Below are 26,435 nucleotides of genomic sequence, written 5' to 3' on the forward strand. Positions count from 1 at the left end.
TTGCCAAAATCGCGGTCTACCGCCGCAAACGCTCACATCGTAGCATTGGCGGCATAGATGAGGAGACTTTCCATGCGTATCAATCCACCCCTTGTTGCACTCGCCATTGGTGCCTTTGGCATCGGCGTGACCGAGTTCGCGCCCATGGGCATGTTGCCCGGCATCGCTGCCGATCTCGGCGTTTCCATCCCGGCCGCCGGGCTGCTGGTCAGTGCTTATGCGCTGGGCGTTCTGCTCGGCGCACCGCTGATGACCCTGACCACCGGCAGGATCCCGCGACGCTATTTGCTGATTGGGCTCATGGCGATTTTCACCCTGGGCAATCTGATGTCGGCGCTGGCCACTGACTATTACAGCCTGATGGCCGCGCGGGTGGTGACTTCACTCAATCACGGTGCATTTTTTGGTGTCGGCTCGGTCGTCGCTGCCAGCGTGGTCGCTCCGCAGAAACGCGCGGGCGCGGTGGCGGCGATGTTCATGGGCCTGACTCTCGCGACCATCGGCGGCGTGCCGCTGGCCGCGTGGTTTGGTGAAATGTTCGGCTGGCGCACGGCGTTCTGGGGCATCACCGGCCTCGGCGTGATCACCATGGCCGCGCTGTGGTTCGCCCTGCCCAACCTGCCGGCCCCAAAAGGCGCCGGAGCACTGGCGGAAATTCGCGTGCTCGGCCGTGGCCCGGTCCTCGGCGCGTTGGCCCTGACCGTGGTCGGCTCGAGCGCCATGTTCACCGTGTTCACCTACATCGCGCCGATCCTCAGCAGCGAAACCCACGCCTCCACCGCTTACATCACCGCGATGCTGGTGCTGTTTGGTGTCGGACTGACGCTGGGCAACATGTGGGGCGGCAAGGCTGCCGACCGCTCGATCGATCGCACCCTGATCGTTGCGCTGAGCGCGCTGATTGTCGTCCTGCTGGCGTTCACCGTGCTGATGCGCTGGCCGCTGCCGGCCGCCGTCGCCATCCTGATCTGGGGCATCGCCAGCTTCGCTCTGGTGCCACCACTGCAAATGCGCGTGATGGAAGCCGCCAAAGACGCACCCAACCTCGCCTCGGCGGTGAACATCGGCGCGTTCAACTTCGGCAACGCGATCGGCGCAGCGCTGGGCGGCGCGGTGATCAATGCCGGGCTGGGTTATCCGGCGATCTCGCTGGCCGGTGCAGCCATGGCGGGGCTGGGGTTGTTGATGGTGTTAGGGTTTGTCTGGCGGTCCCGGACGGCTGCGGCTGCGGTGGCGTAAGAAAGCAGCAGGCTGGCTACCGCGTCGGATTCGTCATCGATACGAATCTTCTGTGGAAGCCAGCCTACTGGCGATGAGGGCCTGCACAGCAGCTCAATTTCAACGCGGAAACAACAACGTCACCGCAAACCTCACCCCCCACCCTTGCGGCCCGTCATCCGGGCTGTCGAGCCAGTAGCGCGGCCCCGCTTGCACCGTCAGCGGTTGCCCGCCGATTTTCAGCAGTTGCGTCACGGTGAGGTTGACCGGTACCGACCACTCGCGCGATTGCCAGTTATAGGTCGATTCGGTGTTCACGCCCCAAGTGGTCAAGGTGCTGGTGGTGTAGGAAAGGAACGGTTGCAGGAAGGTCTGGTTGACCTTGTCCTTGTCATCCGGCGGGCTGCCCTCCAGTCCCCAGATGTGGTTGGCGAGGATGCCGTGGGTCCAGCCGTTTTCCTGTTTCAGGGCGACGGCGGTCGGGCCGATCCCCCACTGCTCGCTGCTCAGCAGTTCATCGCTGCCGGTGGGAATCAGAATCGCCGGGCCGGCACCGAGTATCCAGCCACTTTCGGTGGGCTGTCGGGGCGAAAAGAAAAAGCTCTGGGTGATGTCGCCAACGCCGGATTTGTCCGCCGCGCCGTTCGGCGCGAGACCGTGCTGATCGATGACCGGCAGGATCGTGCGGGAGATCAGATTCCAGTCATCGTTGAGGGTAAACGGCAGCACCGGCTGAATGTTGGTGGTGCTGCGCATGCCATCGCCGGTTGGCCCCATCTTCTGGTCCCAGTTGTACTGCACCGGCAGGCTGTACATGGCCGCGACCGGGTTGAGCGCCTTTTTGGCCAGCTCCGCCGAGTCTTCAGCCTGAGCACCCGGCACCATCCCTATCGCAAGCAAAGACGCAGCACCTATGGCTCTCTTCATGAGAACTCCCGTTACGCTTGATGGAATGAAAGTGTAGTCAGGAATCTCAAAAGAGCTGTCCAGGGTTTCGGACAACCGCCAGGCTCGCAGAATCCGCCTTAGTTCTGGCTCAACTCAAGCAACTCACCGCCCTCTTCACCCAAACGCCGCAGATACCCGGCGGCATCCAGCAGCTGATAAGGAAAGTACAGACCTGGCGCAGTGGGCGCTGAACCGTCGAGCCCGATCAAGCGCTCCAAGAGCATGGCCACGCTCAGACCCGTCAGCGCTGCGGCGCCGGCTGGATGCACGAGGGCATGACGGGTATGCAGCGCTTGCCCGTTGCGCCCTTCCCCGGCCATTTCGATGAGAACTTCCGTCGACATTGGCTTGCCCGCGCGTCGGGAAGAGCTGACGCCGCTGGCGAGGTTGAACTGAACGTTGAGTGCGTCGGTGGCGGCTGCCAGACCTGCGACGTCGATCGAGGAAAAGCCGCTGGCCTGCATCGACGTACCGTCCAGCGCGCGGAAGCTGACGTTCGCCTCCTCGCCCTCACGCCATATATACGCACCCTCGCGGCGGGTCAGTGCAGCGGGGAGCATGCGGTTCAGGTGTTCGAAGTCAGTTGCCACGGTTGGCCCGCCACCGTCCTGCTCGTCGACCAAGGCATCGATGCGAATATCGCGCACCCGCGCAAAGGCTTTGCCAAGGTGCAGCGTCGCCACCGTTGTGGCACCGACCATCCATTCATAACCGAGCACGATCGGCACCGCATCCGGGGCATGGATATAGCGAGCGATTTGCGGCGCCATTTCGAATACGCCAGAGGAAATGCTCAGGTGCGGCACCTTGCGCGTCTGCGCGAACCGCAGCCCGGCCAGCGTGTGATCCATATAGAAAACCGCCACGGCGCTGACCGAGCGATCGCCCAATCCGAGGTCATCCGCGGCCGCGTCGATGACCACACCTTCAGCCCCGCCCATTTCTTCAGCGGCTTGCTGAACCTTCGCCAGATCACGCCCGCCGATCAGTAACGGCACGTCGGGATGGGCCGCACGCAAGGCTTTGGCGGAACGATGGCCGATGGCGCCGGAACCGCCCATGAACAGAATTGGATGCGTTGACATTGAAATCCCTCCGCGTTTTTTGGGCTGCAACCTAGTGTTGGTGCATGCCCCGACGTGAGGGTTCCAATGCGTTGGCGGTGTTACGACCAAAACCCCTTATGCGGCTCAGCCGCCTCACTCTCCAGCATCGGCCCCAACACACTGACCTTGCGTTGCCCCTTGGCAAATACCTCGCGGCACGGCAGGGAGAACGTCGGGTTTTCCGGGTGGTCACCGGTCAGCCCCAACAACGCATGCTCCGACAAGGCGTAAACCACTCGCCCGATTCCGGTCCAATACACCGCGCCAGCGCACATGCAGCAAGGTTCGGCGCTGGTGTAGAGCGTGCAGTGTGCCAGCTCTTGCGGTGTCAGCAATTTCGCCGCCGCAGCTGCCGCGACCAGTTCCGCGTGCTGGGTCGGGTCGCCCTCTGGCGGCATGGAATTGTTCCCCGCCTCGACAATCACCTTGCCGTGCCGGTCGGCGACCAACGCGGCGAACGGATGGCGACCGCGCTGTTTCGACGCCTCGGACAAGGCTATGGTCTGGCGCAGCAACGCCAGATCCAGATCGCTGACGCCGGCCGGGACGAGCTGAATGTATTGATTCATGGGTAACTCCTGGGCAGTGGAAAAACAACAGGTCAGTCGGCCAGTTCAGCCGATGTCGCGCCGATGGTTTCGGTCGATTTTTTTTCGTTGTTGAGCAGAACATTGAGCACGATGGCGGTGATTGCCCCGAGGAAAATTCCGCTGTCGAGCACCAGTTTCAGCGTTGGGCCGACGTGTTCGAACAGCGCCGGGAATGACATCGGCAGTACGCCGACACTCACCGACACGGCGACGATGATGCCGTTGCGCGTGCCCTCAAATTGCACCCGCGAGAGCTCCTGAATACCGGCCACCGTGGTCATGCCGAACATGACGATCGCGCAGCCACCGAGTACCGGCGTCGGCACCGCCGCAATCAGCGCACCGAGTTTCGGGAACAGCCCCATCAGCACCATGATTGCCCCGGCGGCGGCCACGACGAAGCGGCTCTTGACGTTGGAAAGCGCAATCAGACCGGTGTTTTGCGTGAACGCGTTATAGGGAAAGCTATTGAAAAAACCACCGAGCATGGTCGACAGGCCATCGGCGCGGAACGCGTTACCCAGGGTCTGTTGCGTGGTCGGTTTGCCGGTCAACTTGCCGATTGCCAGGCAGTTACCGGTGGTCTCGGCCATGATCACCAGCATCGCCAGGGTCATGATCAGAATCGGCACCGGCGCGAATTCCGGCGCACCGAACGCCATCGGCGCACTCAGTTCGAACCACGCCGCTTCACTGACCCGGCTGAAGTGGGTCATGCCGCACGCCGCCGCAATCAGGCTGCCGACGAACAGGCCGATCAACACGCTGAGGTTGCCGACAAAGCCTTTGCATTTGGCATAGATCACCAGCGTCACGCTGACCGTGGCCAGGCCCAGCAACAGGTTGGCCGGCTTGCCGAAATCCGCCGCGTCGGGATTGCCACCGCCCAGCCAGATTGCCGCCGCCGGCATCAACGAGATACCGATGATGGTGATCAGGCTGCCAATCACCACCGGCGGAAAGAACCGCAACAATCGGCTGAACACCGGCGCCAGGACGATGGTGATGAAACCCGCCGCGATCACCGCGCCGAAAATCTGGCTGAGCCCGAACTCCTTGCCGATCATGATCATCGGCGCCAGTGCAATAAACGAGCAGCCCTGAATCAGCGGCAGACGCGCTCCGAATTTCCAGAAGCCCAAGGTCTGAATCAGCGTTGCGATACCGGAGGTCAGCAGGTTGGCGTTGATCAGCAACACCACCTGCGCCGAGGTCAGCCCCATCGCGCTGCCCAGGATCAGCGGCACCGCCACCGCCCCCGCGTACATCACCAAAACATGCTGCAAGCCAAACGTGAACAACTGTCGCAGCGGCAAAACCTCGTCCACCGGATGAATGCGTTGTGTGGTCATTTCACACGCTCCTGAAGGTGCGGCATCTGTTGAGATCGCGGGCATTCTCAGGGGCGTTTGAAGGTCAATGCGCCCCGAGGTCGTTTATTACGGGGCCATGGTCGAACGTTTATTTCGATGAAACAAATGAGCAACCATCGCTTTTTTCGATGGCTAAAAATCGGCACACTCGGCGCTTACTGATCCTTCTTCGATTCGGGAGTCCACCGCTTGCGCTTCTCACTCGATCAACTGTTGATGTTCGTCCAGGTCGTCAAGAGCGGCTCGTTCTCCGCCGCCGGACGCAAACTCGGCAAGACCCAATCAACCATCAGCGCGGCGATTGCCAACCTCGAAACCGACCTCGGCGTCGAGCTGTTCGATCGCAGCAACCGCAGCCCGGCGCTCACCGCCGCCGGCCACAAACTGTTGATCCAGGCCGAAGCCGTGCTCGAACGCTGCATGACCTTCGAAGCGCACGCCGACTGCCTCTCGGACAACGTCGAGCCCAGCCTGACGCTGGCGATCGAAACACCCTACGGGCCGGTCATGCCGGCACTGAAAGCCTTCGAGCAGGCCTTCCCCTTCGTCGACCTGATCATCCGCCACCCGGTGTACGGCGACGTCAGCGAGCTGGTCAGCAGCGGCGAGGCGGTGCTCGGTGTCGCCTTTTCACAGCCCGGCTACCCGAAGGAACTGGCGTTCCAGCAACTGGGCAAACTGATCATGCTGCACGTCTGCCACCCCGACCATCCGCTGGCGCAACTCGACGATGTCAGCTTCGATGACCTGCACGTTCACCGACGCCTGGCCTTCAGCGCCCACGCGAGCAAGCTGCCGAGCAGCGAATACCTGCGCTCCACGCAGTTGTGGCAAGCGGAAAACTATCTGGCGTTACTGGAAATGGTCCGCGCCGGACTCGGCTGGGCCACCCTGCCCCGGCAGCTTATTCAGCGGGAATTGGCCAAAGGCGAACTGGTGGAGTTGCAACTCACGGCGTACCCGCACACCGACTGGCAGATTGGCGTGGATCTGTTATGGGCGCGGCAGCGTCCGCTGGGCAAGGCGGAACGTTGGCTGAAGGAAAAATTGCAGGGCAACAAGGTCTTTGAGCGCGATCGCAATGGACAGATCACCACGCTTTGAACCGACGTTTCGCAGCTCTAAAACATGCCCCGCCGGCTGACCGGTTCGGCTACATGAAAGTTTTCCTCGCAGACAAGATGACACTTGTACGATGTCCTACCACGATGTATTACTAGGTCTCCCGAACAACAATAAAACCTCGGAGATCGCTACATGGACTCATCCCTGTCCGCCCCGCCTGACAGCCTTGACCAAACGCAAGGCAACACCCGCCGCAGCTTCCTGAAAAAGTCCCTGGCGGTTTCCGCTACGCTCGCCGCCGTCGGCAGCACCGCCCTGAGCCGACTCGCCGATGCCGCCGAACCGTTGAGTCAACGCTACCCCGACCCACTGATTCACATCCTCGACGACAGCTTCCTCGACCTGCGGATTTTCAACGCCAGCGTCGAGAAACTCGCCACCGGCATGCGCTGGGCCGAAGGGCCGGTCTGGGTCGGTGATGGCCGCTACTTGCTGGTCAGTGACATCCCCAACAACCGCATCATGCGCTGGGACGAAATCACCGACACCTTCAGTGTGTACCGCGAACACTCGAACTTCTCCAACGGCATGTGCCGTGATCGCCGGGGGCGTCTGATCGTCTGCGAAGGCTCGACCACCACCAGCGAAGGCCGGCGCATCACCCGCACCGAAGCCAATGGCACGGTCACCGTGCTGGCCGACAGCTACGACGGCAAGCCCTTCAACTCGCCAAACGACGTCGTCTGCAAAAGCGACGGATCGATCTGGTTCACCGACCCGCCCTTCCAGACCGGCAACAACTACGAAGGCCACAAAATCACCCCGACCCAACCCCACGCCGTGTACCGCCTCGACGGCGAGAGCAAAAAAGTCACCCGGGTGATCGACGATCTCAGCGGCCCCAACGGCCTGTGCTTTTCTCCCGATGAAAAAACCCTCTACGTCGTCGAAGGCCGCGCCAAACCCAATCGCCTGATCTGGGCGATTGCCGTGAAAGACGACGGCACCTTGGGCGAACGCCGCAAGCACATCGAAGGCCTGGACTACGCCGCCATTGACGGCATCAAGTGCGACGAAGCCGGCAACCTGTGGTGCGGCTGGGGCGGCAACGGCGATCCGAAAGCCGACCTGGAAAAACTCGACGGCGTGCGGGTGTTCAATCCGCAGGGCAAGGCTATCGGGCACATTTCGCTGCCGGAACGCTGCCCGAACCTGTGCTTCGGCGGGCGCGAAGGCAATCGGTTGTTCATGGCCAGCAGTCACTCGATTTATTCGCTGTTTGTGAATACGCGGGGGGCTACGTTTGGGTTGTAAGAACGCGGTTCATCTCGCATCGCCTGGGTGAATGCCGAAACACTCCTGCCGCGCACCCGAAGAGGCGCGGCAGGAGGTTGCATATCCACCAGGCCAAGCACGATGCGTTGAAATCTCAGAACAACGACACCGGTATTTTCACGATGACTCGAAGCTCGTCGAAGTTGCCCTCGACCTGATGACTGCTTGCGCGATGCCAGGCGTAACCGGCAAGGACGTTGGCCCCCTTCAGCTCTGTTCCCTGGAACGTATAACTGGCGAAAACCCCGGTTTCGTTATGGTGCTCGTTATCCTGCAGCGGTGAAGCCGTGTAAACACCTTTGCGGCCTGCGTTGTAACCGGTGCCGTCAATCCCCCAGCCGCGTGTATGCCAAAGTATGCTTTTGAAGCCCGGCACGCCGTAAGCCGCCCAGTCATTGATATATTTCACCTGAAACGAGGTTTCGTTCGGCCCGTTGAAATAGGAAACCATGGTGTTGGGCAACGAAATGGCATTCGACTCCTTGACGTAATCGAAGAATTCATCACCGACAATTTTCTGCAGGCCGAACTCGACTGTATTGTTCTTGAAACTGGGTGAAACCGTCAGGCCATAGGCCTGTTGATCGATATAACCGGCCTCTTGTTTTCCGCTGGATTGCGTGTTGTAAGCCGACAACTTCATGGACGTTTTCATATCCCCTGTTTTGAAGTCCCGGCTCAGGCCTAAATATTCTCGATCCCAGATATCCTTGATACGTGAAACGTAGATACTGCTCTGCAACCCGCCCGCACTGGTGTAATCCCCCCCCACGTAGGCGGTCCAGTCACTGCTGACCGGGCGCATTGCATATTGAAGCCCGATAGGCTCTGTACCGGCCGCATACCGGGGCGCCATTTTCGAGAAATAACCCGACTTCAACACCAGCCCCTTGATGGATGAGTTTTCAAATGACCATCCATCAAAAGACGCCGGCACGGTACGTGTATCGGAAAAGTTCATCACGGGGTTGGCCACTTGATGACGGCCGATTTTCAGTTCCGACTCAGCCATTCGCAACTTCAGCGCGGCAACACCCAGGCGGCTCCAGCTCGGCTGAACATCACCGTCGCTGTTGACCAGCATGCGGTTGCTGCCACCCGCTGCATCAGCAGGGTTGCGCTCCAGTGCAACGACCGAATACCCAGCGAGTTCGAGCCCGACGCCCACTGTCCCGGGTGTGTACCCGGAGATAAAGCCCAGCTTGAAGCCCTGTTGCCACGCGACTCGGTCATGCGAAACCCGAGGCCCGTCATCGGTACGATAACGGTAGACCGTGTCACGCCTGCCGATCTCTTTGGAATACCAGTGCCGAGTATCCAGTGTCAGAGAACTTCCCTTTAAAAAACCGCTGTCGGAACTGTCCGCCAGCGCTTCAACATTCAGTAGCATGCCTGGCAAGACACACGCCAGCACAGCTCCACTCTTTACAGGAAGCCACATAGGGATAACCCTCAACTTTTATTATTTTTATATGCCGACAGCGGATTGTTACGAAGCAACCGATAGTCAGTTAACCAAGACCTTACCGGGACAGTTCGGACACATACTTGACCAGCTTCTCCGCCATCTCCGCGTTGGCCGTGTTCACGGGCGCAAAGTGATTGGAATCACACAGCGCGTCATACCGCGATTGCACGCCGGCAGCCGTTGCGCGCTTCACGTAATCGCGAACGGAGGGAAAACGGTCACTCTGATTGGTGATGAATACTTGCGGGACTTTTACCAGCGGCATTTGCGCCGGGGAGACTTCCTGTAAACGCTTCTGTAGCGCCTCACCTTGAATATTGCCTAATACCTTGGCCTGAACATCGCCGCGTGGCAGGGTCGAATACCAGGCCAGATCGACCACACCATCAAGCACGACCACACCGGAGATTTTCAACGGGTTTGCGGCATGCAGTTCAGACTCCGGCTTCAACAGGCTTCTACCGGCCAGCCACAGCGCGTAATGCCCCCCCGATGAATGACCGATGGTGACCGTTTTCTTCAAATCCAACGGATAAGTCTTTGCCAGCTCCTGCAACTTGTCCGCCGCGCTGGCGACCGTTTTGAAAGAATTCGGCCATTCGCCATAACTGCCCACACGGCTGTATTCGATGTTCCACGTCGCGAAGCCAGCCTTGGTCAGCAGATCCGCGACCGGCGCCATGTAATCGAGACTGACATCAGCGCTCCAGCGCCCACCGTGAACGACCACTACAACCGGAAACGGCCCTTTGCCTTTGGGTAAACGCAGGTCGCCGAAGTTATCCAGACCTTTGCCATAATATTCACGGTGCACATCGCTCATGACCGCGGGCGCGCGTTTTACCGTTTCCTGAAACAGTGACCATTCATCTTGAGGCGCCGACAGCGGCAGTGGTTTTTGGCAGACAACGTTGTTCTCTGCGGCCTGCAGACCGAAGGCCACAGAGGCCAGCAGTACCGACACTGCAATTTTGTTTTTCATTGGGAACCTTACCTTGTGTTGAAAGTTGACAGCCAGGTTGTTCTGAGTCGGTTTCGCAGAGCATCGTTGGAACAGGCCAAAGCGCTCAGCGAGCAAAAAAGAACAGACACAACCAGACAAAAATCGCCCGCGGATTCAGTCTCGAGCGGCGCCCAGCCTCAGCCATCGCGTGATCCACTGCACCATGGGTCCGCTGCCTGCCGCCAGGTCGTCGAGGATGTTGAAATGGTCTGACTCCAGCGCGAGCAGCTCGGCCGGTGCACCGTGCTCAATGCAAGCGCAGGCATAGTCAGTCGTCTGGCGGCGGAATTCGTCTGTCTCGCGCAGCCCGTAGGCCAGCATCAGGGGCGGCAGCCGCGCCGGAATGTGCAATATCGGGCTCAGCGACTCGACCGATTGCCAGGTGAAATCAATCGTCGAGGCCAGGAAGGTATGCGGCAGCGGACGCAAGTCAAACACCCCGCTGACAGCGATGGCGCTTCGGTAGGGTTGGGCCGGCAGGCCATAGTCACCCACCCAATCGGTCGCCAGCAGCTCCGCCACTCCGTGGGCACCTGCCGAATGCCCGACCACCACGATGCGCTCACGATCAATCCCGAACCGTTCGGCGTTGCGCCACAGGAAGCTGAAGGCCGAGCGATGCTGGCGCACGATCTCGGCAATGGTGACTTTCGGCGCCAGAGTGTAGTTTTCGACCACCGTCACCACACCCAGCGCAGCCAAGCCCTTGGCCACAAAGCTCCATTCCTTGCTGGTGGTCGCCCGCCAGTAACCGCCATGGATGAAGAACACTGCCGGGTGCTGCCTTTCGGGGCTTGCCTGTTGGGGGAAAAACACATCGAAGGTTTCGTCCAGGGTCGGGCCATAAGGCACATCCAGCCTGTTGGGCAGTTGGGCGCGTGCGATCTGGCTTTGCTCGATGAACTGTTGAACATAGCCATCGAAGTCTTTCACCGAGGCCTCGATGTCGTACTGCTCGTCAAGCTGCGCCGTCGTGGTAAAACGTTGGTAGATCGGGGTTTTCATACAGGCATGCTCCGGGGATTCTTGGGGGACAGCGCCATGGGCAATCGTTCGGCAAGAGGTCAGAACGGAAAAACCAGCTTCAGCCAATAGGCGTCGCCTTCGGCACGATTGCGCACCGCGCGCTCCTGCTGCCACTTTGCGGTCACGAACCAACCCTGCTGACTGCTGTATTTGATCGATGGGCCGATGGCGAACGCGCGGCCTTTATTGTCTTCGACCCGCTCACCGCGGACATCGTCGTCGGTGGTCTGCCGGTACACGTAGCCGCCCACACCGAGCACCCAGCCATTGCGCAAGCCCCAGCCGATGGCATAGTCGGCATGCAACTCCTGGCCGGAGCGGTAATCCGTGTCGTGGTTGCGCAGGTTGAAGTCGTACATCGTCTTGATGTCGATGTTCAGCCCGTTCGGATCGACGTAGCTGAAGGCCGCCACCGGTTGCACGGTCCAGTAATTACGGCCGATATTGACCAGATCGTCGCGGTCAAAACGGCCCGTGGGAGCGAAGAAATCGATGCCATAGGCGGCATGCATTTTTTCACTGTAGTGGTAGCCCAGGCCGGGGCCGAAAGTGATGTCGCCCAGCTCGCGCTTGCGCTGACTGGCGCCATCGAGCGAGACCTTCAGCTCGACCAGCGGCGCGATGGCATGGAACGCCAGACTGCCGCCCAACACCTTCTGCTCGGTGACCCACACGACGCGCGGTGCGATGACATCGGCCCGCAAGCGGAAGTCCACTGGCAGCTGCCGCCCGTCATTGCCGCGCAAACGATCGGCGCGGTAGTGCTGGGCATAGACGGTGCCATAAAGACCCGGTGGCGGCATGGCGCCGGACAAGTAGTTCTCGGCACCCATAGGGTACATGGAGCCGCCACCTTCGGTGGCGAGGGTCAGCGCGGCCGGCGCGGTCAGCGAGCAGCCCAACAACAGCCGCGCGGTGACGAGAGATGGGCTTACAGCACTCTTGTTATTGTTCATCGTGTCTACCCATTGATTGGCGGAAAGAACCAGGCAGGCGCTGACCTTTCACAAGCGCAGCCGCCCCCCGGTCAGGCCCGAATCACCTGCGGGCCCTGGTCCAACAACTTGCTGATAAGCCCCTCAGGTCTTCTTGAGCATGTCGAGGGCGACGTCGACGATCATGTCTTCCTGGCCGCCGATCATCCGGCGTTTGCCCAGCTCGACGAGGATGTCGAAAGCCGACAAGCCATATTTGCTGGCGGCCGCTTCGGCGTGGCGCAGGAAGCTTGAATAAACCCCGGCATAACCCAGCGCGAGCGTTTCGCGGTCGACCCGCACCACTCGCTCCTGCAACGGGCGGACGATGTCTTCGGCGGCATCGATCAGCTTTTTCACGTCACAGCCGTGGTTCAGGTCCATGCGCTCGGCCGCGGCGATGAATACTTCCAGCGGGGCGTTACCGGCCCCGGCGCCCATACCGGTGAGGCTGGCATCGATGCGATCACAGCCGTTTTCGAGGGCAATCAAGCTGTTGGCCACGCCGAGGCTGAGGTTGTGATGGGCATGCATGCCGGTCTCGGTAGCCGGGTCGAGCACGTCCTTGAGGGCTTTGAAGCGCTCGGCAATGTCCCACATGTTCATCGCCCCGCCCGAGTCCACCACGTAGATGCACTGCGCGCCGTAGCTTTCCATCAGCTTGCCTTGCGCGGCGAGCCCGGCGGGGGTTTGCATGTGGCTCATCATCAGGAAACCGACAGTGTCCATACCCAACGAACGGGCGTATTCGATGTGCTGGCGGGACACGTCGGCTTCGGTACAGTGAGTGGCCACGCGCACGATACGCGCACCAGCGTTGTAGGCCGCCTTGAGGTCATGCACGGTGCCGATCCCCGGCAGCAACAGCGTGGCAATGCGGGCACGCTTGACCACCGCCGCCGCCGACTCGATCCACTCAAGATCGGTGTGCGCACCAAAGCCGTAGTTGAAGCTCGAACCCTGCAAGCCATCGCCGTGCGCAACTTCAATGCTGTCGACGCCGGCGTCGTCCAGCGCCTGGGCAATCCGTGCCACCTGTTCGAGGCTGTAGCGGTGACGCACGGCATGCATACCGTCGCGCAGGGTGACGTCGGAAACGTGGATTTTTCGGTTCTTGTCGATCATTTTTCCACCCCTTCAGCGGCGAGTTGCGCTTGGGCAATACGTTCGGCGACGGTCAACGCCGCGCTGGTCATGATGTCGAGGTTGCCAGCGAACGCCGGCAGGTAATGCCCGGCACCTTCCACTTCGAGGAACACCGCGACCTTGATGCCGGTGCTCCAGCCCAGACCGGGAATGTTCTGCCGGTTGTCCTCGCCGAAGTGCTCGAACTGCACTTGTTGTTTGAGCCGATAACCCGGCACATAACGACGCACTTCAGCGACGCGCGACTCGACGGCGCCGGCGATTGCCTGGGTGTCGGCATCCGGCGGCACGAAGCAGTAAATGGTGTCGCGCATGATCAGCGGCGGTTCGGCCGGGTTGAGGACGATGATCGCTTTGCCACGGGCGGCTCCGCCCACTTCGACGATGGCGCGAGAGGTGGTCTCGGTGAACTCATCGATATTGGCGCGGGTGCCGGGGCCGGCGGATTTGCTGGAAATCGCCGCGACGATTTCGGCGTAATACACCGGGGCCACGCTCGCCACTGCATGCACGATCGGAATGGTCGCCTGGCCGCCGCAGGTGACCATGTTCAGGTTCGGCGTCTCGGCATGCTCGGAGAAGTTCACCACCGGAATCACGAATGGCCCAAGCGCGGCCGGGGTCAGGTCGATGACGCGCACACCATGGTCGCGCAGTCTGGCGTCATGCACCTTGTGCGCACCTGCTGAAGTGGCGTCAAAAGCGATGCGGATTTTCTTGAAATCGGGCAGCGCGAGCAGTCCGTCGATACCCTCTGCGGTAGTGGGTACGCCAAGACGTTCGGCTCGCGCCAGACCGTCGGAGCTCGGGTCGATGCCGACCATCGCAGCCACTTCGAGCAAGTCGGAATTGCGCAGGATCTTGATCATCAGATCGGTGCCGATGTTGCCCGAGCCAATGATTGCCACGGGAATGCGAGCAGATGACATCTGTTCTTCTCCTGTCGAGTGAAGGCCACCGCCTCGGCTGCGGCCCGCATTCGATGAGTGGGTTTAGCGCAATGGCTTATAGGCCACGGCCTTGATTTCGATGACCAGATGCGGGTGGGGCAACTGGTGCACGGCTACGGTGGTGCGCGTCGGGCCGTCGGCGTCGAAGAACTGCGCGTAGACCTGGTTGTACTGAGCAAAATCGTTCATGTTGACCAGATGGCTGCAGACCTCGACCACGTCTTCGAGGTCGGCATCGACACTGCGCAGAATGTCGCGAATGTTGTTCAGCACCTCGCGGGTCTGCACCTCAATGCACGGACGCACGCGCCCAGTGGCATCCGGCTCGGCACCGGCGATGCTGTTATCGGGGCGCCGCGAACTGGTGCCGGAAACGAACAGAAAGTCACCGGCGCGTTTGACGTGCGGAAAGGCGCCCAACGGGGTGGCTTTGCCCTCGACCACGCGGGCACGGGTTTGCGCTTTGTCGTTCATGGCATTACTCCCCGCGCAGCGTCTGGAACGCCACGCTGCCCAGATGCTGGAATTCACAACGCACCGCGACGCCCGGACGCAACGCCACGGCTGCCGTCGCTGCCCCGGCCAGTACCAGACTGCCGGGCTCCAGCGCTTCGCCGTGCTGCGCAGCCAGGCGCGCCGCCGCCACCAACGCACGCACCGGAGCGCCGAGGATCGCCGCCGTGCTGCCCATCTCCACCGCGCGGCCGTCGAAGCTCATCACCAGCCCGAGGTTGTCGAGATCAATGTCGGGCCGCTGCCAGCCACCGACCACGAAGCCGGAAGAAGAAGCGTTGTCGGCGACCACGTCAGGCAGCGAAAACTTGAAATCGCGGTAGCGCGAGTCGATCACCTCCAGCGCCGGCGCAACCGCTTCGACTGCTGCCAATGCCTGCAACGGCGTCACCTGCCCTTGCAGGCGCTTGCCGAGCAGAAAGCACACCTCCGGCTCGACACGCGGGTGCACATACCGCGACAAATCGATGCTGCCTCCCTCCTCGATCCACATGTCCGAGGTCAAGCGCCCCCAGATCAGATCGGAAACACCCATCTGAGCCATTTTCGCGCGGCTGGTGAAGCCCATTTTCATGCCCACTTGACGCGCGCCACGGGCAAGACGTTGTTCGATCAACTGGCGCTGCACCTGATAGGCCTCGTCCAGCGTGACGGTGTCTTCACCGCTGAGTTGCAAGGTGGCCTGAGCGAGCCGGGCCGCCTCATCGAGGCGCTGGGCAATACGTTGGATTTTCATGCGGATCACCTCAATTGGCGGGTTCGAAACAGGCACGGACGCTGCCTAGACCATGAATTCGTGCCTCGAAGACGTCACCGGGCGCGACGCTGACCATCGGTCCAAGGGCACCGCTGAGCACCACGTCGCCGGCACGCAGTGGCGTGCCCATGTCGACCAGCGTGCGCGCCAGCCACAATGCGGCGTTCAACGGGTGACCCAGGCATGCCGCACCGACGCCAAAAGATACGGGCTCACCCTGGCGCTCCATGACCATACCGGCCAGACGCAAATCCAGATCGGCAAGTTTCACCGGCCGCTGGCCGAGCACGTAGAGGCCGGCCGAGGCGTTGTCGGCGATGGTGTCGAGAATGCTGATGTTCCAGTTGGCGATGCGGCTACCCACCACTTCAATCGCCGGCAATGCATACGCGGTGGCCGCGAGCAAATCGCTCAGCACGATATTTTCGCGGTCCAGATCGCGCTCCAGCACCAGCGCCACTTCCGCCTCGCACTTGGCCTGCATCAGGCGCGGCCAGGCGATCGACTCGCCGTCGGTAACCTCCATGCTGTCGTACAAGGTGCCGAAGTCCGGTTGATCCACGCCCAACTGCTGCTGCACCGCATGCGAGGTGAGGCCGATCTTGCGCCCGGTGATCCGCCGCCCGGCGTGCACCTGGCGCTGGGTGTTGAGTTGCTGCACCCGGTAAGCGTCGGCAATCGAGGCCAACTGGTCACGCACCGGCTGCACTGGTTCGCCGCTTGTGGCCGCTTGGTCGAGCAGATCGGCGACCCGTTGAAGTTGTTCGCTCATTGCTCACTCTCCTGGTCAATACGTACGCAGACGTTGGTCAGTTCCGAATAAAAGTTCAGCGAGTGCATGCCGCCCTCACGGCCAATGCCCGACAATCCGGCGCCACCGAACGGCGTACGCAGATCGCGCAAAAACCAGGTATTGACCCAACTGATGCCCACCCGCATGGCCTCGCTGACGCGGTGCGCGCGGCTCAGGTTGGTGGTCCAGATGGTGGCGGCGAGGCCGTAGCGGGTGTCGTTGGCGCGGGCGATGACTTCACGCTCGCTGTCGAACGGCGACACGTGGCAGATCGGCCCGAAGATTTCTTCGCGCACCGATCGCGCATCGTCGGACAGCCCGGCAATGACGGTCGGCTCGACCCAGGCGCCGTTATCGCGTGAGTCACCAAAGCGCGGCACGCCACCACCAGCGATGAAGGTCGCCCCCTCCTGACGCGCCAGTTCGAAATAACTCAGCACTTTGTCGCGATGCTTGGCCGAAATCAGTGGCCCCATCTGGGTGGCGGGATCGTGCGGCCAGTCGATTTTCATCGCCTTGATGCGCTCGGCAATCGCCGTGCAGAAACGCTCGAAAATCGGCCGCTCGACATAGACCCGCTCAGAGCACAGGCACACCTGACCGCTGTTGAGAAACAGCGCGCGCATCATGCCGTCGATCATTTTCTCGAACTCGCAGTCGGCGAAAATGATCGCCGCGTTCTTGCCGCCCAGCTCGAACGACACCGGCTTAACCCCTTCCGCGGCAGCACGCATGATGGTGGTGCCCGTGCGTGATTCGCCGGTGAAGGTGATGGCGCTGATATCCGGATGCCGGGAAACGAACTCGCCGGCCGAGTCCGGGCCGAAGCCGTGCACCAGGTTGAACACGCCATCCGGCACACCGGCGGCTTGCATCACTTCGGCGAGCAGTGTCGCGGTGCCGGGGGTGTCTTCGGAGGGTTTGACCACCACCGCGTTGCCACATGCCAGGGCCGGCGCGACCTTCCAGGTCAGCAACAGCAACGGCAGGTTCCATGGGGAAATCACCCCGACCACGCCGAGTGGCTTACGGGCGGCATAGTTGAGCGCGTAGGCACCGTCTGGCAGGTCCAGGCGGTGGCTGTCCAGCGGCGCGGTGGCGAGGATATCAGCGAAGGTACGGAAATTGGCGATGCCGCGTGGTACGTCGATCACCGAGGCCATCGCCAGCGGCTTGCCGGTGTCGGCCATTTCAGCGGCGAGAAAATCGGCCTGCCGACGCTCCATTTCGTCGGCGATCCGGCGCAGGACGTCGACACGTTCAGCGGCGCTGGTGCGGCCCCAGGCGCCAGCAACGGCGCGATGACCGGCCTTGACCGCCTCGTCCACCAGCTCGCGGCCAGCCTCATGGACCACGGCGACGACGGAGCCGTCGACCGGACTGATGTCCTCGAAGGTGCGCGGGCTCTCTACCCAGCGACCATTGACAAAATTTCGATAGTTTTTCATGACTGACCTCAATGACACGGCTGACGGCGAGCCTGCAGCCGGCTCGCGAATTCGCAGAGGCCCGGCCCGACAAATCGCGGGCACAGGCATGCACGGCTTGCGTTGCACCGGCAACGCAAACGGTCTACGGAAAAATATTGATGCGGCGCGCTTCAGCAGTGGTTTCGAGCGAGATCGCGCACCTGCTCGTTCAACCCCTCAGGGGATGAGCTCCACGACAGCGGCGCCGCTGCCATACAACGCGCCGTAGTGATGCACTGTGGCGCCCCGGAAACGCCCGCCGAGCGCGCCGAGCAACCAGTGGAAATGCTTGAAACCCATGTCCACCCGCGCCTCGGCGGCGTAGGCCGGCAGCACTTCGCGCAGCGCATCGACTTCGCCCGCCTCGATCAGCGCCAGGACCTTGCGGTTCCAGGCATCTTCTTCGGCGTGGACGATGCGGTCGTCCTGCGTTTCGATGGGTTTGGTAAACAGGCTCCCGGACAAACCACCGATACCCACCACCGCCACGCGCTTGCCTTGTTCGGCAGCGCAGGCCACAGCAATTGCGGCCAGCTTCTCGGTCGCTTCGGCGTTGTCGTAGAGGTTGTTCGACGCCACCACCAGCGGCAGCTCTTCGCTGCCGACACCGAGCGCGGTGCTGGCGACGATGGTCCCGGTGTCGATCGGAAAGCCTTGATAATCGGCACCACGGGCATTCACGCCCTGGGCCCGGCAGGCCTCGATGCAGGCGTTGGCCAGGTTCACATCGCTATACAAGTCATAGGCCAGCTCACCGAATTCGTGCCAGTTTTCGTCGACATGAATGTCTTCGCTGCGCCGCCGCGTCAGCCAGATCTCATCGAGCACGGCAAACCATTGCGTGGAATAGACAAGCACCACGTCGGGCCGAGAGGCACGCAAGGCGGCGCCGGCCTGTCGCATGGCCTGCTGGAAGCGCTGCCAATTGGGCACATCGGGGCAAAGTTGCGGCAGCGGGCTACCGTGGACCAGAAAAGCCGATACAAGCGTCATGGTTGTTCACCTGTGAAAAGAGGTCTGCGAGTCGCGGGGTTCAGGCGGCGTCTGCTGCGGCACGGGCGAGGCCGGCCTTGAGCAGATTCCATTCCATCACCGCGTTGCCGGTGCCGATCACCGTGCCGTAGCCATGCAGTTCCGCCGCCAGTTGCGGGTACTGCATGGCCGCGTGCATCCAGGTGAACGCACCGGACTTCACTTCGGCGAACGCCTCGTCGATGAACTGCGGCAGCAGACGAAAGACTTCATGCATTTCCCCGCGCCGCATCAGCTCGATCATGCGCATGTCCCACTGATAGCCGAGTTGGCTCTGTGGATGCTCCTGAGTCATGTCTTCAGGCGGCTCCGGTTCTTGATGAAAGTGCCAATGCGACAGGGTGTTGGAAGCCAGCAGCACCGCGCGCTTGCCCGATTTGGCGATCGCTTCGCGGGTGGCCTTGCCCAACAGATCCATCTCCACCTGGCCCTCTTCCATGCTCAGGTAATAAGGCGTGTTGTTGGCCGAGATCGACACCACCGGTATGTCCCACTGCGGACGGATCATATGCAGTGCGGTGATGGTGCCGTAGTCGACACGGAAACGCGGATTGCGCATCATCTTGGTCTGCAGCCCTGCCCTGCGGCCTTCTTCACAGCAGGCCTCGGCCAGTTCTACGTCGAATTTTATCGAGTAGTCGAAGCGAAACAGGTTGGGAAAGATCGGGTCGACCGAGCGCCCGGCCAGGTGCTCGACACCGATGAAGTGATGCCCCACCGAGGTGATCCAGTGCGGCGAGTGCACCAGCAATACATCCGGCTTCAACGCCTCGACACTGGCGCGCGCCCGCTCATAGGCCCAGCGCAATTGTTCCCAGCCGCCCTGGGAGCGCGGTTCGTTCTGGGGTGGGTTTTCCGCATAAAGCATGTGCGGAGGATGAGGGGCCAGAAACCCGCTGATAATTTCACCGTTTGCCATGTCGCTTCTCCTGTTCTTTTTGTGTTGCATCAGGGCAGTGAAGAATCAATCGCGAACTGGAATTCCATTTCAACCAACGCCCCCAGCGGCAACGCCGCAACCCCTAGCGAAGTCCGCGCCGGTGGGGTGCGCCCTTCGAAGAAGGCTTGCCAATGCTGATTGAGCACGCCGAACTGGCTGAAGTCAGCGCAATAGATCCGCACCAACATCAATTGCTCCAGTCCGATCGTCAGCTCCTTGCACATTTCGCTGAGGTTGATCAGGATCTGCTGCACCTCTGCGGCCATACCGCCGTCTACCAGGCCGCCGTCTACCAGGCCGCCGTGCGCCGGGTCGAGACCGACCAGTCCCGAGACGTAAACGAAGCCGCCGGCCCGCACCACAGGGCTATAGGCAAAATGCGGCGCAGGCAAGGCGCGGCTGACCAGAGGAGTCCATGTAACAGCCGTTGTCGGGGTCGCTGACCAAGTCATTTTTTATTCTCATTAAGTACGTATACGTCCTTTACGAGACCGATGCTATGACTGGCCATCGGAGCTGTCAACGACTTTTTAAAACGGTTTTCATAAAAAATCAGCACTTGCACGGCTCTTATTTTCAGGCTTGTATCGTCATAACGGAACGCCAATACTTAACTGGCTGATTTGCCTGACAAATAGTACGTGCACGTACTTATTACCGATCCCTAAGGATCGCCACCGCAAGGAATGACCGGACGTCCAATGCCATCCACAAGCACGCCAGAGCCCGCAAAGCTTTCTTCCCATAGCCAGACACTTGTCGACCAGTTTCACCTGGAAGACATCGTTTCCCACCTGCTGCGGCGGGCGCACTTCGTCGCGGAAGAACTGTTCAATGCGGAGTTTTCCGGCGAATCGATCACCCCGCGACAGAAAGCAGCGCTGATCGTGGTATCGCAACACCCCGGCCTGACCCAGAACGCACTCGCCGCTCACCTGTTCATGGATCGCAACACGGTCGCCGAAATGGTCAAACGCCTGTGTGCCACCGGCATGCTGATCCGCACCAGCGCCAAAACCGACCAACGCGCCTATCAGCTGTACCTCGGCACTGAAGGCGCAGAGCTACTGGATCGCGTGCTGCCGCGTGATGCAGATGTGGAAAGGAAACTGCTGGAACGCCTGCCAGAGGAATATCGGCCGCTATTTTTGAAGTGCCTGAAGATGATGGTTGCGCCGGTGGATGAGGGGTAGCCGGGACTGCGGTGGTCACTTTTCGGTGATCTACCGACTCGGAAAAACGAGCCATATGAAATGGAAGTCATCTGATGTTTGAACGTAACAAACTGGTCCCGGAACTGATGGTCACCCACTTGAATAGCAGCCTGGCGTTCTGGGTTGACTGCCTTGGTTTCAACGTCGCCTATCAACGCCGCGAAGATGGGTTTGCCTACCTCGATTTAAACGGTGCCCAAGTCATGCTTGAGCAAGTCGACCCGGACGCCGGGCAGTGGCTGACTGCACCGCTGAGCAAGCCGTTCGGGAGAGGGATCAACCTGCAGATAGATGTCGACGCTGTCACGCTCGTCATGGAACGTCTTGCTCGGGCTGGATTTCCGCTCTTTCGAGAATGCCAAGACACTTGGTACGGGGCGGCAAATATGGAAGCCGGCCAGCGCGAATTTATCATTCAGGATCCCGACGGTTATCTCGTCAGGCTGGTGGAACGGCTGGGTGAGCGGCCGGTTGGGGAATTTTGATTGGGCAAATTTTTGCGCTCTATTTACAATCCTGGAAGGCCAATATAGAGAGATGGATCTGTAGGGCCCAGTTTGGCCTCATCGTCCACACTCATCTCAATGTGAATGAAGGGTTGTCCCTGGACTCTTCTCTTCGTGAAACAGGATTGATCATGCAACAAAGCACAAAGGCGATTTGCTGACCCAGACGAAAAAGGCGCCAGATCGGCGCCTTAACACTATCAAGCGATTTTGATCACGACCTTTCCAAATGCCCCTCTTGCGAGATGTTCGTAAGCTTCTCGTGCTTTCTCGAACGGATATACCTGATCAATAACGGGACGGATCTTGTGCTCGTTGAGAAACGCGTTCATCCGGTCAAAGGATGAACGCGGCGCCACGGCGATTCCGCGAATGGTCGTCTGGCGGAAAATCAGTGGCATCAGATTGAGTTCAACGGTTTGCCCTGTCAAAAAGCCGATCTGCGCAATACGCCCCGATGCCTTGGTTGCTGCGACCGATTGATTGATGCCGCTGCCACCGGCCACATCCAGTAGCAGATCCACGCCCTTGCCGTCGGTTAGCTTCAGCACCTCGTCCGCCCAATTCGGGGTTGTTCTGTAGTTGATTCCCGCCACAGCTCCGAGCGTCTTTACGGCTTGCAGGTTTTGGTCGCTACTCGACGTTGCGATTACCTTCGCGCCAAGCGCTGTAGCGATCTGCACGGCAAATATTGATACGCCCCCGGTGCCTTGAACCAATACGGTCTGGCCCGTCTGGATTTGTCCGAAGTCGACCAGCGAATACCAGGCCGTAAGTGCAGCAATAGGAAGTGTTGCCGCCTCAATGTCGCTCATGTTGTCCGGGGCACCGACGGCGCTATCTTCATGAATGATCATGTATTCGGCCAAACCGCCAGGCAACGGCGAACCGAAGCAGTAATCGGGTTCGTTCGGCCCTGGCTCGCCATCCAGCCAACGCGAGTAAAGATGCGAGTTGACGCGATCACCGACCTTGAAGCGCGTAACGTTGTCGCCAATGGCTACCACCGTGCCGGCTGCATCGCTCACGGGAATCAGCGGTTTGGGCACCAAGTGCGGTTCATAAATGCCGTCGACGATAGCCTTGTCGCGAAAGTTGAGCGAAACAGCGCCGACCTTCACTAATAATTCGCCAGCCTTGGGTTGCGGGGTCGCCACCTCCTCCAACTGCAGATTGTCGAGTCCGAAATCTTTCAATAACCAAGCCTTCATTACGAATCTCCCAATACATATCAATGGTGATGAACCAAACCGGTTCAGCCTTGGGTGGATTCTTCGCCTTTGACGATCCGCAATAAATGCATGGATAAAGACATGATTGTTCTATTCTTGGGTAACAATCACCTTCGACTTCATGCGTCAGACGAATACACAGGAAAGCGTCATGGATTTGCTTCAATCAATGCGACTGTTCGCCAGGCTTGCCGAACTCGGCAGTTTTACCAAAGCTGCAGAATCACTGGACATCGGGCGACCTCAAGTCACTCGGTACATTCAGGAGCTGGAAACGTCATTAGGCGTGCGCCTGTTCCAGCGCACCACGAGGAAAGTGGCACTTACCGCCGAGGGTGAGAGGTTTTATGAGCGCGTGCAGGAAATCCTCGCGGGAATTTCTGCTGCGACCACGATGTTCGACCGATCCGGAGCAACCCTCGCAGGCCGGCTACGCGTCGATATCCCGACCGCTTTCGCGCAACTGGAATTTATCAAAAGCCTCAAGGAATTCACTGCCTCGTACCCGGGTATCAACATGATTCTGGGTGTAACTGACCGGGCCGTCGACCTGATCGGTGAAGGCATCGACTGTGCGTTGCGTATCGGCGATCTACGGGATTCGACATTGATCGCTCGCCCTGTCGCGACGGCGACCATGGTGACGTGTGCAGCGCCTGAGTATCTGCACGAGCATGGCGAACCCGAGACGCTAGACGAGCTGCCCTCCCATCGAGGCGTCAACTTCTTATCCGGTCAGAGCAACAGAACTTTGCCTTGGCATTTCTCGGTAAAAGGTCAGGATCGAACATTTGTCAGTAGCGCCGGTATCACCGTCACCGAATCGAATGCCTACGTTCAGTGCGGCGTTTCGGGCTTTGGAATCATTCAGGCGCCAGGCATCGCCGTGGCCGAGCATTTGAACAGCGGCGCCCTGGTGGAGATTCTAAAGCCCTATCGACCAGCGCCTCGCTCTGTGTCGTTGCTGTATCCAAGCCGGACACATCTGGCGCCCCAGGTTCAAGTCTTTATTGAGTGGCTGCAACAGCGTTTTCCAGATCTTTCTGACTGGCTGGAATCCTAGTGATTTTCGAAACGGGTCCGTTGAACAAACGCACCGCATCCGTCCACTATCTGGAGCGGCTTTACGACTTCTGGAAAGAAGCGCCGAACCTCATGGAGGTGAACTCCCTGCTATGGGCCTCGATGAACTGGCCGCGCTTTTGGGCGGCGCAAATATTGCTCATCACGCTGATGTTCATGTAATGCGTTATCGCCGAGTTAGCGCGTGTCACCCGCCGGAACGCTCTGACGCACATAATAATTATCAAATTCACTGCTTTCGACGAACTGGAAGCCATGGCGGATATAAAAGCGATTAGAAGCGCTTTCTTTGAGAGCCCCAACTTTGATGGGGAGCACAGCCGCATCCGCCACTTTGAAAATCTGAGTGAGAACGACAGAGCCTATACCCGATCCTTGCGCGCTCGGTCTCACATATAAGTGGTCGAGCAAGATTTCATTGTGGTTATTTTTGGCCACTACAAAACCAACCCTCTCTCCAGAGACCTCGATGTAGTGCGTGTTGCGAGCTTCAAAACCGCTAAGAAACCGCTCACGCGCACGCACCGGATCGAATCGCCCAACACGCTCCAGACTTTCGCGCATAGCCTCAATCCGGATAGCTACAAGATTGTCCAGGTCGCTTTGTTTAGCCAGGACCAAAGTGACTGGGGAGTTTTGATTGGGCATATTTCGCGCTCTATTGATCATCCTGAAAGGCCAGTATAGAGAGCCCGATTCATAGGGCCCAGTTTGGCTTAACCGTCCAAATTCAGGTGACCGTCGCAAATGTGAATGATGGGGGTCTGAAAAACCTGCGACCATTCTCGCCACCCTACCCCCTCAAAACCAACGCCCCATCCACATACCGCCCACACAAAAAATCCACAAACGCCCTCACCTTCGGCGCCGCCAATCGCCTCGACGTGTGCAGCACCCACAACTCTGGCTCTACCCCCGTTACCACGCCCCACTGCACCAACTCCCCCCGCGCCAGTTGCGCCCCGGCAATCGACTGCGGAATCAGCGCCACGCCCGCGCCGGCGATGGCCGCATCGCGAACCATCAATAACGAGGAAAAGCGCATCTTCACAACCGGCTCCAACTCCAGCACGCCATCATCGAGGCGCCAACGTGTCGGCTGGAAAGTGGTCGTGACAACGGCTGGCACGGGGCTGATGGTGCCGGGCGCCGGTTTCGCCAGATCGGGCGCGGCGACGACGACCAGGCGGTCTTTGACGAAGCAGCGGCCGACCAGGCTGCTGTCGGGTTTGGGGTTGACGCGGATGGCGATGTCGAAGCGTTCTTCGATGAGATCGACCTGGCGATCGTCCGCGATGACATCGATTTCCACTTCAGGATAGAGCGCGCAGAACTCGGCGCTGAGGCGGCCCATCGCCAGTTGCGAGAACAGCACGGGGGCGGCGATGCGCAGGCGGCCGCGCGGTGTCGCAACACCCTCGCGGACTGCGCACAGGGCTTCGCTCAGCTCTCTCAGCGGGCCTTCGGCGCGACCCATCAGCAGTGCGCCGGCCTCGGTGAGTTTGAGGCCGCGGGCGCTGCGCTCGATGAGCCTGACGCCGATCTGTTCCTCGAGCTCGGCGATGCGCCGAGACAGGGTCGCCTTGGACGTGCCGCTCGCCCGGCTCGCCTTGCCGAGCCCTTCATTGGTGGCAATGAGCATGAAATCGATCAGGGCGTTGAGGTTCATGGTGTTCCACTTTTGAAACGAAGTGTCCGCATATTGGTATCTGCGCTTTATCGGCGCAACACCTTATCTTCTGGTCATCGAAAGATTCTTAACGCAGGAGATTGAACATGAGCATTCTGGTTATCGGTGCCACGGGCACCATTGGTTCATTGGTTACCGCGGGCCTTGTTGAGGCGGGCGCCGAGGTTCACACCCTGGTGCGCCAGGCGGGCAAGCGCGAGTTCCCGGCGGGCGTGACGGAAGTGGTCGCCGACCTCACCGACGTGCCGTCGATGCGCGCTGCATTGGCACCGGTGCGTACCCTGTTTCTGCTGAATGCGGTGACGCCCGATGAGGTCACGCAAGCGCTGATCACGCTGAACCTCGCTCGGGAAGCGGGGATCGAGCGCATCGTTTACCTCTCGGTGATTCATGCCGACCGCTTCACCAATGTGCCGCACTTCACCGGCAAATGGGCCGTTGAACGGATGATCGAAAGCCTTGATCTGCCGGCGACGATCCTGCGCCCGGCCTACTTCATGCAGAACGATCTGATGGTGCAGCAGACCATCGAGAACTACGCCCTCTACCCAATGCCCATCGGTTCGGCGGGCGTCGCGATGATCGACGCCCGGGACATCGCCGACGTCGCCGTCGCCGAGTTGCTGCGCCGTGATCAGGCACCCGCGGCGCTGGAGCGTATTACGCTGGAATTGGTCGGGCCACGCCCGCTCACCGGCGAATCGGTAGCGCAGGTGTGGAGTTCGGCGCTGGGTCGCCAGATCACCTACGGCGGCGACGATTTGGCCGCGTTCGAAGCGCAACTGGCTACCTACGGCCCCGCGTGGCTGGCGTATGACATGCGCTTGATGATGTCGGGGATTCAGGCATTCGGCATGCGGGCGAGCGAAGGCGCTGAACGCCGACTGGAGTCGATCATCGGCCATCCGTTGCGCACGTATGAGGATTTCGTGCGGGAGGCGCTTACCGGGAGTTGAACCGCTAAACCGGGGATGGCCCCCCGGTTTACGCTTCAATGCTCATTG

At 60.3% G+C, this 26,435-nt stretch carries 28 protein-coding genes; 8 read left to right on the forward strand and 20 right to left on the reverse strand.

The features are described from left to right. Positions 1-72 precede the first annotated feature (72 nt). Complete coding sequence (locus tag ACGSLL_RS02760; RefSeq protein ID WP_394502907.1) at positions 73-1,239, forward strand: MFS transporter; 1,167 nt, start codon at positions 73-75, stop codon at positions 1,237-1,239. 99 nt (positions 1,240-1,338) lie between these two features. Here the strand turns inward: ACGSLL_RS02760 and ACGSLL_RS02765 are convergent, their stop codons facing one another. From ACGSLL_RS02765 to ACGSLL_RS02780, 4 genes are all read right to left on the reverse strand, one after another. Further along, complete coding sequence (locus ACGSLL_RS02765) at positions 1,339-2,145, reverse strand: transporter (protein WP_394502910.1); 807 nt, start codon at positions 2,143-2,145, stop codon at positions 1,339-1,341. A gap of 98 nt (positions 2,146-2,243) precedes the next feature. Further along, a complete protein-coding gene (locus ACGSLL_RS02770; protein ID WP_394502912.1) occupies positions 2,244-3,251 on the reverse strand; it encodes a Rossmann-fold NAD(P)-binding domain-containing protein in 1,008 nt (335 codons plus the stop codon). 80 nt (positions 3,252-3,331) lie between these two features. Beyond that, on the reverse strand, positions 3,332-3,841 hold the full coding sequence (locus tag ACGSLL_RS02775) for a nucleoside deaminase (protein ID WP_394502914.1): 510 nt from the start codon (positions 3,839-3,841) through the stop codon (positions 3,332-3,334). A 32-nt stretch (positions 3,842-3,873) separates the two neighbouring features. Next, the gene (locus ACGSLL_RS02780; RefSeq protein WP_394502916.1) at positions 3,874-5,214 is read right to left on the reverse strand and encodes a nucleobase:cation symporter-2 family protein; all 1,341 of its coding nucleotides are present in this window, start codon (positions 5,212-5,214) and stop codon (positions 3,874-3,876) included. A gap of 210 nt (positions 5,215-5,424) precedes the next feature. On the opposite strand from ACGSLL_RS02780, the gene ACGSLL_RS02785 reads away from it, so the two are divergent. Beyond that, the gene (locus ACGSLL_RS02785) at positions 5,425-6,339 is read left to right on the forward strand and encodes a LysR family transcriptional regulator (RefSeq protein WP_394502918.1); all 915 of its coding nucleotides are present in this window, start codon (positions 5,425-5,427) and stop codon (positions 6,337-6,339) included. A 153-nt stretch (positions 6,340-6,492) separates the two neighbouring features. Next, the gene (locus ACGSLL_RS02790) at positions 6,493-7,614 is read left to right on the forward strand and encodes an SMP-30/gluconolactonase/LRE family protein (RefSeq protein ID WP_394502920.1); all 1,122 of its coding nucleotides are present in this window, start codon (positions 6,493-6,495) and stop codon (positions 7,612-7,614) included. Positions 7,615-7,729: 115 nt separating this feature from the next. Here the strand turns inward: ACGSLL_RS02790 and ACGSLL_RS02795 are convergent, their stop codons facing one another. The 13 genes from ACGSLL_RS02795 to ACGSLL_RS02855 all read right to left on the reverse strand — a co-directional run bounded on the left by ACGSLL_RS02795 (position 7,730) and on the right by ACGSLL_RS02855 (position 20,158). Then, on the reverse strand, positions 7,730-9,076 hold the full coding sequence (locus tag ACGSLL_RS02795; RefSeq protein ID WP_394502922.1) for an OprD family outer membrane porin: 1,347 nt from the start codon (positions 9,074-9,076) through the stop codon (positions 7,730-7,732). Between the two features lie 82 nt (positions 9,077-9,158). Further along, on the reverse strand, positions 9,159-10,085 hold the full coding sequence (locus ACGSLL_RS02800; RefSeq protein WP_394502924.1) for an alpha/beta hydrolase: 927 nt from the start codon (positions 10,083-10,085) through the stop codon (positions 9,159-9,161). 135 nt (positions 10,086-10,220) lie between these two features. After that, positions 10,221-11,111, reverse strand: a complete 891-nt coding sequence (locus ACGSLL_RS02805) for an alpha/beta hydrolase (RefSeq protein WP_394502926.1) — start codon at positions 11,109-11,111, stop codon at positions 10,221-10,223. A gap of 59 nt (positions 11,112-11,170) precedes the next feature. Next, entirely contained in the window at positions 11,171-12,088 is a 918-nt protein-coding gene (locus ACGSLL_RS02810) for a SphA family protein (RefSeq protein ID WP_394502928.1), read from the reverse strand. Between the two features lie 123 nt (positions 12,089-12,211). Beyond that, positions 12,212-13,231, reverse strand: a complete 1,020-nt coding sequence (gene dmpG / locus ACGSLL_RS02815) for a 4-hydroxy-2-oxovalerate aldolase (RefSeq protein WP_394502930.1) — start codon at positions 13,229-13,231, stop codon at positions 12,212-12,214. Further along, positions 13,228-14,181: an acetaldehyde dehydrogenase (acetylating) gene (locus ACGSLL_RS02820; RefSeq protein ID WP_394502932.1), complete on the reverse strand. Its 954-nt coding sequence runs from the start codon at positions 14,179-14,181 to the stop codon at positions 13,228-13,230. The genes dmpG and ACGSLL_RS02820 overlap by 4 nt, the downstream gene beginning before the upstream one ends. Positions 14,182-14,244: 63 nt before the next feature. Then, positions 14,245-14,676, reverse strand: a complete 432-nt coding sequence (locus ACGSLL_RS02825) for a RidA family protein (protein ID WP_394502934.1) — start codon at positions 14,674-14,676, stop codon at positions 14,245-14,247. Positions 14,677-14,680: 4 nt separating this feature from the next. Then, positions 14,681-15,451 (reverse strand): 2-keto-4-pentenoate hydratase, encoded by a 771-nt coding sequence (locus ACGSLL_RS02830; protein ID WP_394502936.1) that lies wholly within the window; start codon positions 15,449-15,451, stop codon positions 14,681-14,683. A 10-nt stretch (positions 15,452-15,461) separates the two neighbouring features. Further along, a complete protein-coding gene (locus ACGSLL_RS02835) occupies positions 15,462-16,244 on the reverse strand; it encodes a 2-keto-4-pentenoate hydratase (RefSeq protein ID WP_394502938.1) in 783 nt (260 codons plus the stop codon). Then, positions 16,241-17,713 (reverse strand): 2-hydroxymuconic semialdehyde dehydrogenase, encoded by a 1,473-nt coding sequence (locus tag ACGSLL_RS02840; RefSeq protein WP_394502940.1) that lies wholly within the window; start codon positions 17,711-17,713, stop codon positions 16,241-16,243. The genes ACGSLL_RS02835 and ACGSLL_RS02840 overlap by 4 nt, the downstream gene beginning before the upstream one ends. 198 nt (positions 17,714-17,911) lie before the next feature. After that, positions 17,912-18,727 (reverse strand): DODA-type extradiol aromatic ring-opening family dioxygenase, encoded by an 816-nt coding sequence (locus ACGSLL_RS02845; protein ID WP_394502942.1) that lies wholly within the window; start codon positions 18,725-18,727, stop codon positions 17,912-17,914. Positions 18,728-18,767: 40 nt separating this feature from the next. Beyond that, positions 18,768-19,685, reverse strand: a complete 918-nt coding sequence (locus ACGSLL_RS02850) for a DODA-type extradiol aromatic ring-opening family dioxygenase (RefSeq protein WP_394502944.1) — start codon at positions 19,683-19,685, stop codon at positions 18,768-18,770. A gap of 29 nt (positions 19,686-19,714) precedes the next feature. After that, on the reverse strand, positions 19,715-20,158 hold the full coding sequence (locus tag ACGSLL_RS02855) for a RidA family protein (protein WP_394502946.1): 444 nt from the start codon (positions 20,156-20,158) through the stop codon (positions 19,715-19,717). 249 nt (positions 20,159-20,407) lie between these two features. On the opposite strand from ACGSLL_RS02855, the gene ACGSLL_RS02860 reads away from it, so the two are divergent. Both ACGSLL_RS02860 and ACGSLL_RS02865 read left to right on the forward strand, forming a co-directional pair. Then, positions 20,408-20,899, forward strand: coding sequence for a MarR family winged helix-turn-helix transcriptional regulator (locus ACGSLL_RS02860; RefSeq protein ID WP_394502948.1), 492 nt, complete (start codon positions 20,408-20,410; stop codon positions 20,897-20,899). Between the two features lie 74 nt (positions 20,900-20,973). Continuing rightward, on the forward strand, positions 20,974-21,405 hold the full coding sequence (locus ACGSLL_RS02865) for a bleomycin resistance protein (protein ID WP_394502950.1): 432 nt from the start codon (positions 20,974-20,976) through the stop codon (positions 21,403-21,405). A 221-nt stretch (positions 21,406-21,626) separates the two neighbouring features. Here ACGSLL_RS02865 and ACGSLL_RS02870 read toward each other — a convergent pair whose 3' ends face one another. Further along, positions 21,627-22,637 (reverse strand): zinc-dependent alcohol dehydrogenase family protein, encoded by a 1,011-nt coding sequence (locus ACGSLL_RS02870; RefSeq protein ID WP_394502952.1) that lies wholly within the window; start codon positions 22,635-22,637, stop codon positions 21,627-21,629. A 172-nt stretch (positions 22,638-22,809) separates the two neighbouring features. On the opposite strand from ACGSLL_RS02870, the gene ACGSLL_RS02875 reads away from it, so the two are divergent. Together ACGSLL_RS02875 and ACGSLL_RS02880 are read left to right on the forward strand one after the other, a co-directional pair. Further along, a complete protein-coding gene (locus tag ACGSLL_RS02875) occupies positions 22,810-23,721 on the forward strand; it encodes a LysR family transcriptional regulator (protein ID WP_394502954.1) in 912 nt (303 codons plus the stop codon). After that, positions 23,721-23,903 carry a hypothetical protein gene (locus ACGSLL_RS02880; RefSeq protein ID WP_394502956.1) on the forward strand — a complete coding sequence of 61 codons (183 nt, stop codon included), beginning with the start codon at positions 23,721-23,723 and terminating at the stop codon, positions 23,901-23,903. Before ACGSLL_RS02875 ends, ACGSLL_RS02880 begins: the two co-directional genes overlap by 1 nt. 15 nt (positions 23,904-23,918) lie before the next feature. On the opposite strand, the gene ACGSLL_RS02885 is transcribed toward ACGSLL_RS02880, so the two are convergent. Together ACGSLL_RS02885 and ACGSLL_RS02890 are read right to left on the reverse strand one after the other, a co-directional pair. Further along, on the reverse strand, positions 23,919-24,389 hold the full coding sequence (locus tag ACGSLL_RS02885) for a GNAT family N-acetyltransferase (protein ID WP_394502959.1): 471 nt from the start codon (positions 24,387-24,389) through the stop codon (positions 23,919-23,921). Positions 24,390-24,534: 145 nt separating this feature from the next. Continuing rightward, a complete protein-coding gene (locus ACGSLL_RS02890) occupies positions 24,535-25,410 on the reverse strand; it encodes a LysR family transcriptional regulator (protein ID WP_394502961.1) in 876 nt (291 codons plus the stop codon). A gap of 107 nt (positions 25,411-25,517) precedes the next feature. Between ACGSLL_RS02890 and ACGSLL_RS02895 the strand changes: the two genes are divergently transcribed. Then, positions 25,518-26,387 carry an NmrA/HSCARG family protein gene (locus tag ACGSLL_RS02895; protein WP_394502963.1) on the forward strand — a complete coding sequence of 290 codons (870 nt, stop codon included), beginning with the start codon at positions 25,518-25,520 and terminating at the stop codon, positions 26,385-26,387. Positions 26,388-26,435: the final 48 nt, after the last annotated feature.

The sequence above is a fragment of the Pseudomonas retamae genome, assembly GCF_043496865.1.
GTDB lineage: Bacteria > Pseudomonadota > Gammaproteobacteria > Pseudomonadales > Pseudomonadaceae > Aquipseudomonas > Aquipseudomonas retamae.

Coding starts and splice junctions, on each gene's coding strand:
- ACGSLL_RS02760 (WP_394502907.1), top strand. CDS start 73: ATGCGTATCAATCCACCCCTTGTTGCACTCGCCATTGGTGCCTTTGGC.
- ACGSLL_RS02765 (WP_394502910.1), bottom strand. CDS start 2,145: ATGAAGAGAGCCATAGGTGCTGCGTCTTTGCTTGCGATAGGGATGGTG.
- ACGSLL_RS02770 (WP_394502912.1), bottom strand. CDS start 3,251: ATGTCAACGCATCCAATTCTGTTCATGGGCGGTTCCGGCGCCATCGGC.
- ACGSLL_RS02775 (WP_394502914.1), bottom strand. CDS start 3,841: ATGAATCAATACATTCAGCTCGTCCCGGCCGGCGTCAGCGATCTGGAT.
- ACGSLL_RS02780 (WP_394502916.1), bottom strand. CDS start 5,214: ATGACCACACAACGCATTCATCCGGTGGACGAGGTTTTGCCGCTGCGA.
- ACGSLL_RS02790 (WP_394502920.1), top strand. CDS start 6,493: ATGGACTCATCCCTGTCCGCCCCGCCTGACAGCCTTGACCAAACGCAA.
- ACGSLL_RS02795 (WP_394502922.1), bottom strand. CDS start 9,076: ATGTGGCTTCCTGTAAAGAGTGGAGCTGTGCTGGCGTGTGTCTTGCCA.
- ACGSLL_RS02800 (WP_394502924.1), bottom strand. CDS start 10,085: ATGAAAAACAAAATTGCAGTGTCGGTACTGCTGGCCTCTGTGGCCTTC.
- ACGSLL_RS02805 (WP_394502926.1), bottom strand. CDS start 11,111: ATGAAAACCCCGATCTACCAACGTTTTACCACGACGGCGCAGCTTGAC.
- ACGSLL_RS02810 (WP_394502928.1), bottom strand. CDS start 12,088: ATGAACAATAACAAGAGTGCTGTAAGCCCATCTCTCGTCACCGCGCGG.
- dmpG (WP_394502930.1), bottom strand. CDS start 13,231: ATGATCGACAAGAACCGAAAAATCCACGTTTCCGACGTCACCCTGCGC.
- ACGSLL_RS02820 (WP_394502932.1), bottom strand. CDS start 14,181: ATGTCATCTGCTCGCATTCCCGTGGCAATCATTGGCTCGGGCAACATC.
- ACGSLL_RS02825 (WP_394502934.1), bottom strand. CDS start 14,676: ATGAACGACAAAGCGCAAACCCGTGCCCGCGTGGTCGAGGGCAAAGCC.
- ACGSLL_RS02830 (WP_394502936.1), bottom strand. CDS start 15,451: ATGAAAATCCAACGTATTGCCCAGCGCCTCGATGAGGCGGCCCGGCTC.
- ACGSLL_RS02835 (WP_394502938.1), bottom strand. CDS start 16,244: ATGAGCGAACAACTTCAACGGGTCGCCGATCTGCTCGACCAAGCGGCC.
- ACGSLL_RS02840 (WP_394502940.1), bottom strand. CDS start 17,713: ATGAAAAACTATCGAAATTTTGTCAATGGTCGCTGGGTAGAGAGCCCG.
- ACGSLL_RS02845 (WP_394502942.1), bottom strand. CDS start 18,727: ATGACGCTTGTATCGGCTTTTCTGGTCCACGGTAGCCCGCTGCCGCAA.
- ACGSLL_RS02850 (WP_394502944.1), bottom strand. CDS start 19,685: ATGGCAAACGGTGAAATTATCAGCGGGTTTCTGGCCCCTCATCCTCCG.
- ACGSLL_RS02855 (WP_394502946.1), bottom strand. CDS start 20,158: ATGACTTGGTCAGCGACCCCGACAACGGCTGTTACATGGACTCCTCTG.
- ACGSLL_RS02860 (WP_394502948.1), top strand. CDS start 20,408: ATGCCATCCACAAGCACGCCAGAGCCCGCAAAGCTTTCTTCCCATAGC.
- ACGSLL_RS02865 (WP_394502950.1), top strand. CDS start 20,974: ATGTTTGAACGTAACAAACTGGTCCCGGAACTGATGGTCACCCACTTG.
- ACGSLL_RS02870 (WP_394502952.1), bottom strand. CDS start 22,637: ATGAAGGCTTGGTTATTGAAAGATTTCGGACTCGACAATCTGCAGTTG.
- ACGSLL_RS02875 (WP_394502954.1), top strand. CDS start 22,810: ATGGATTTGCTTCAATCAATGCGACTGTTCGCCAGGCTTGCCGAACTC.
- ACGSLL_RS02885 (WP_394502959.1), bottom strand. CDS start 24,389: ATGCCCAATCAAAACTCCCCAGTCACTTTGGTCCTGGCTAAACAAAGC.
- ACGSLL_RS02890 (WP_394502961.1), bottom strand. CDS start 25,410: ATGAACCTCAACGCCCTGATCGATTTCATGCTCATTGCCACCAATGAA.
- ACGSLL_RS02895 (WP_394502963.1), top strand. CDS start 25,518: ATGAGCATTCTGGTTATCGGTGCCACGGGCACCATTGGTTCATTGGTT.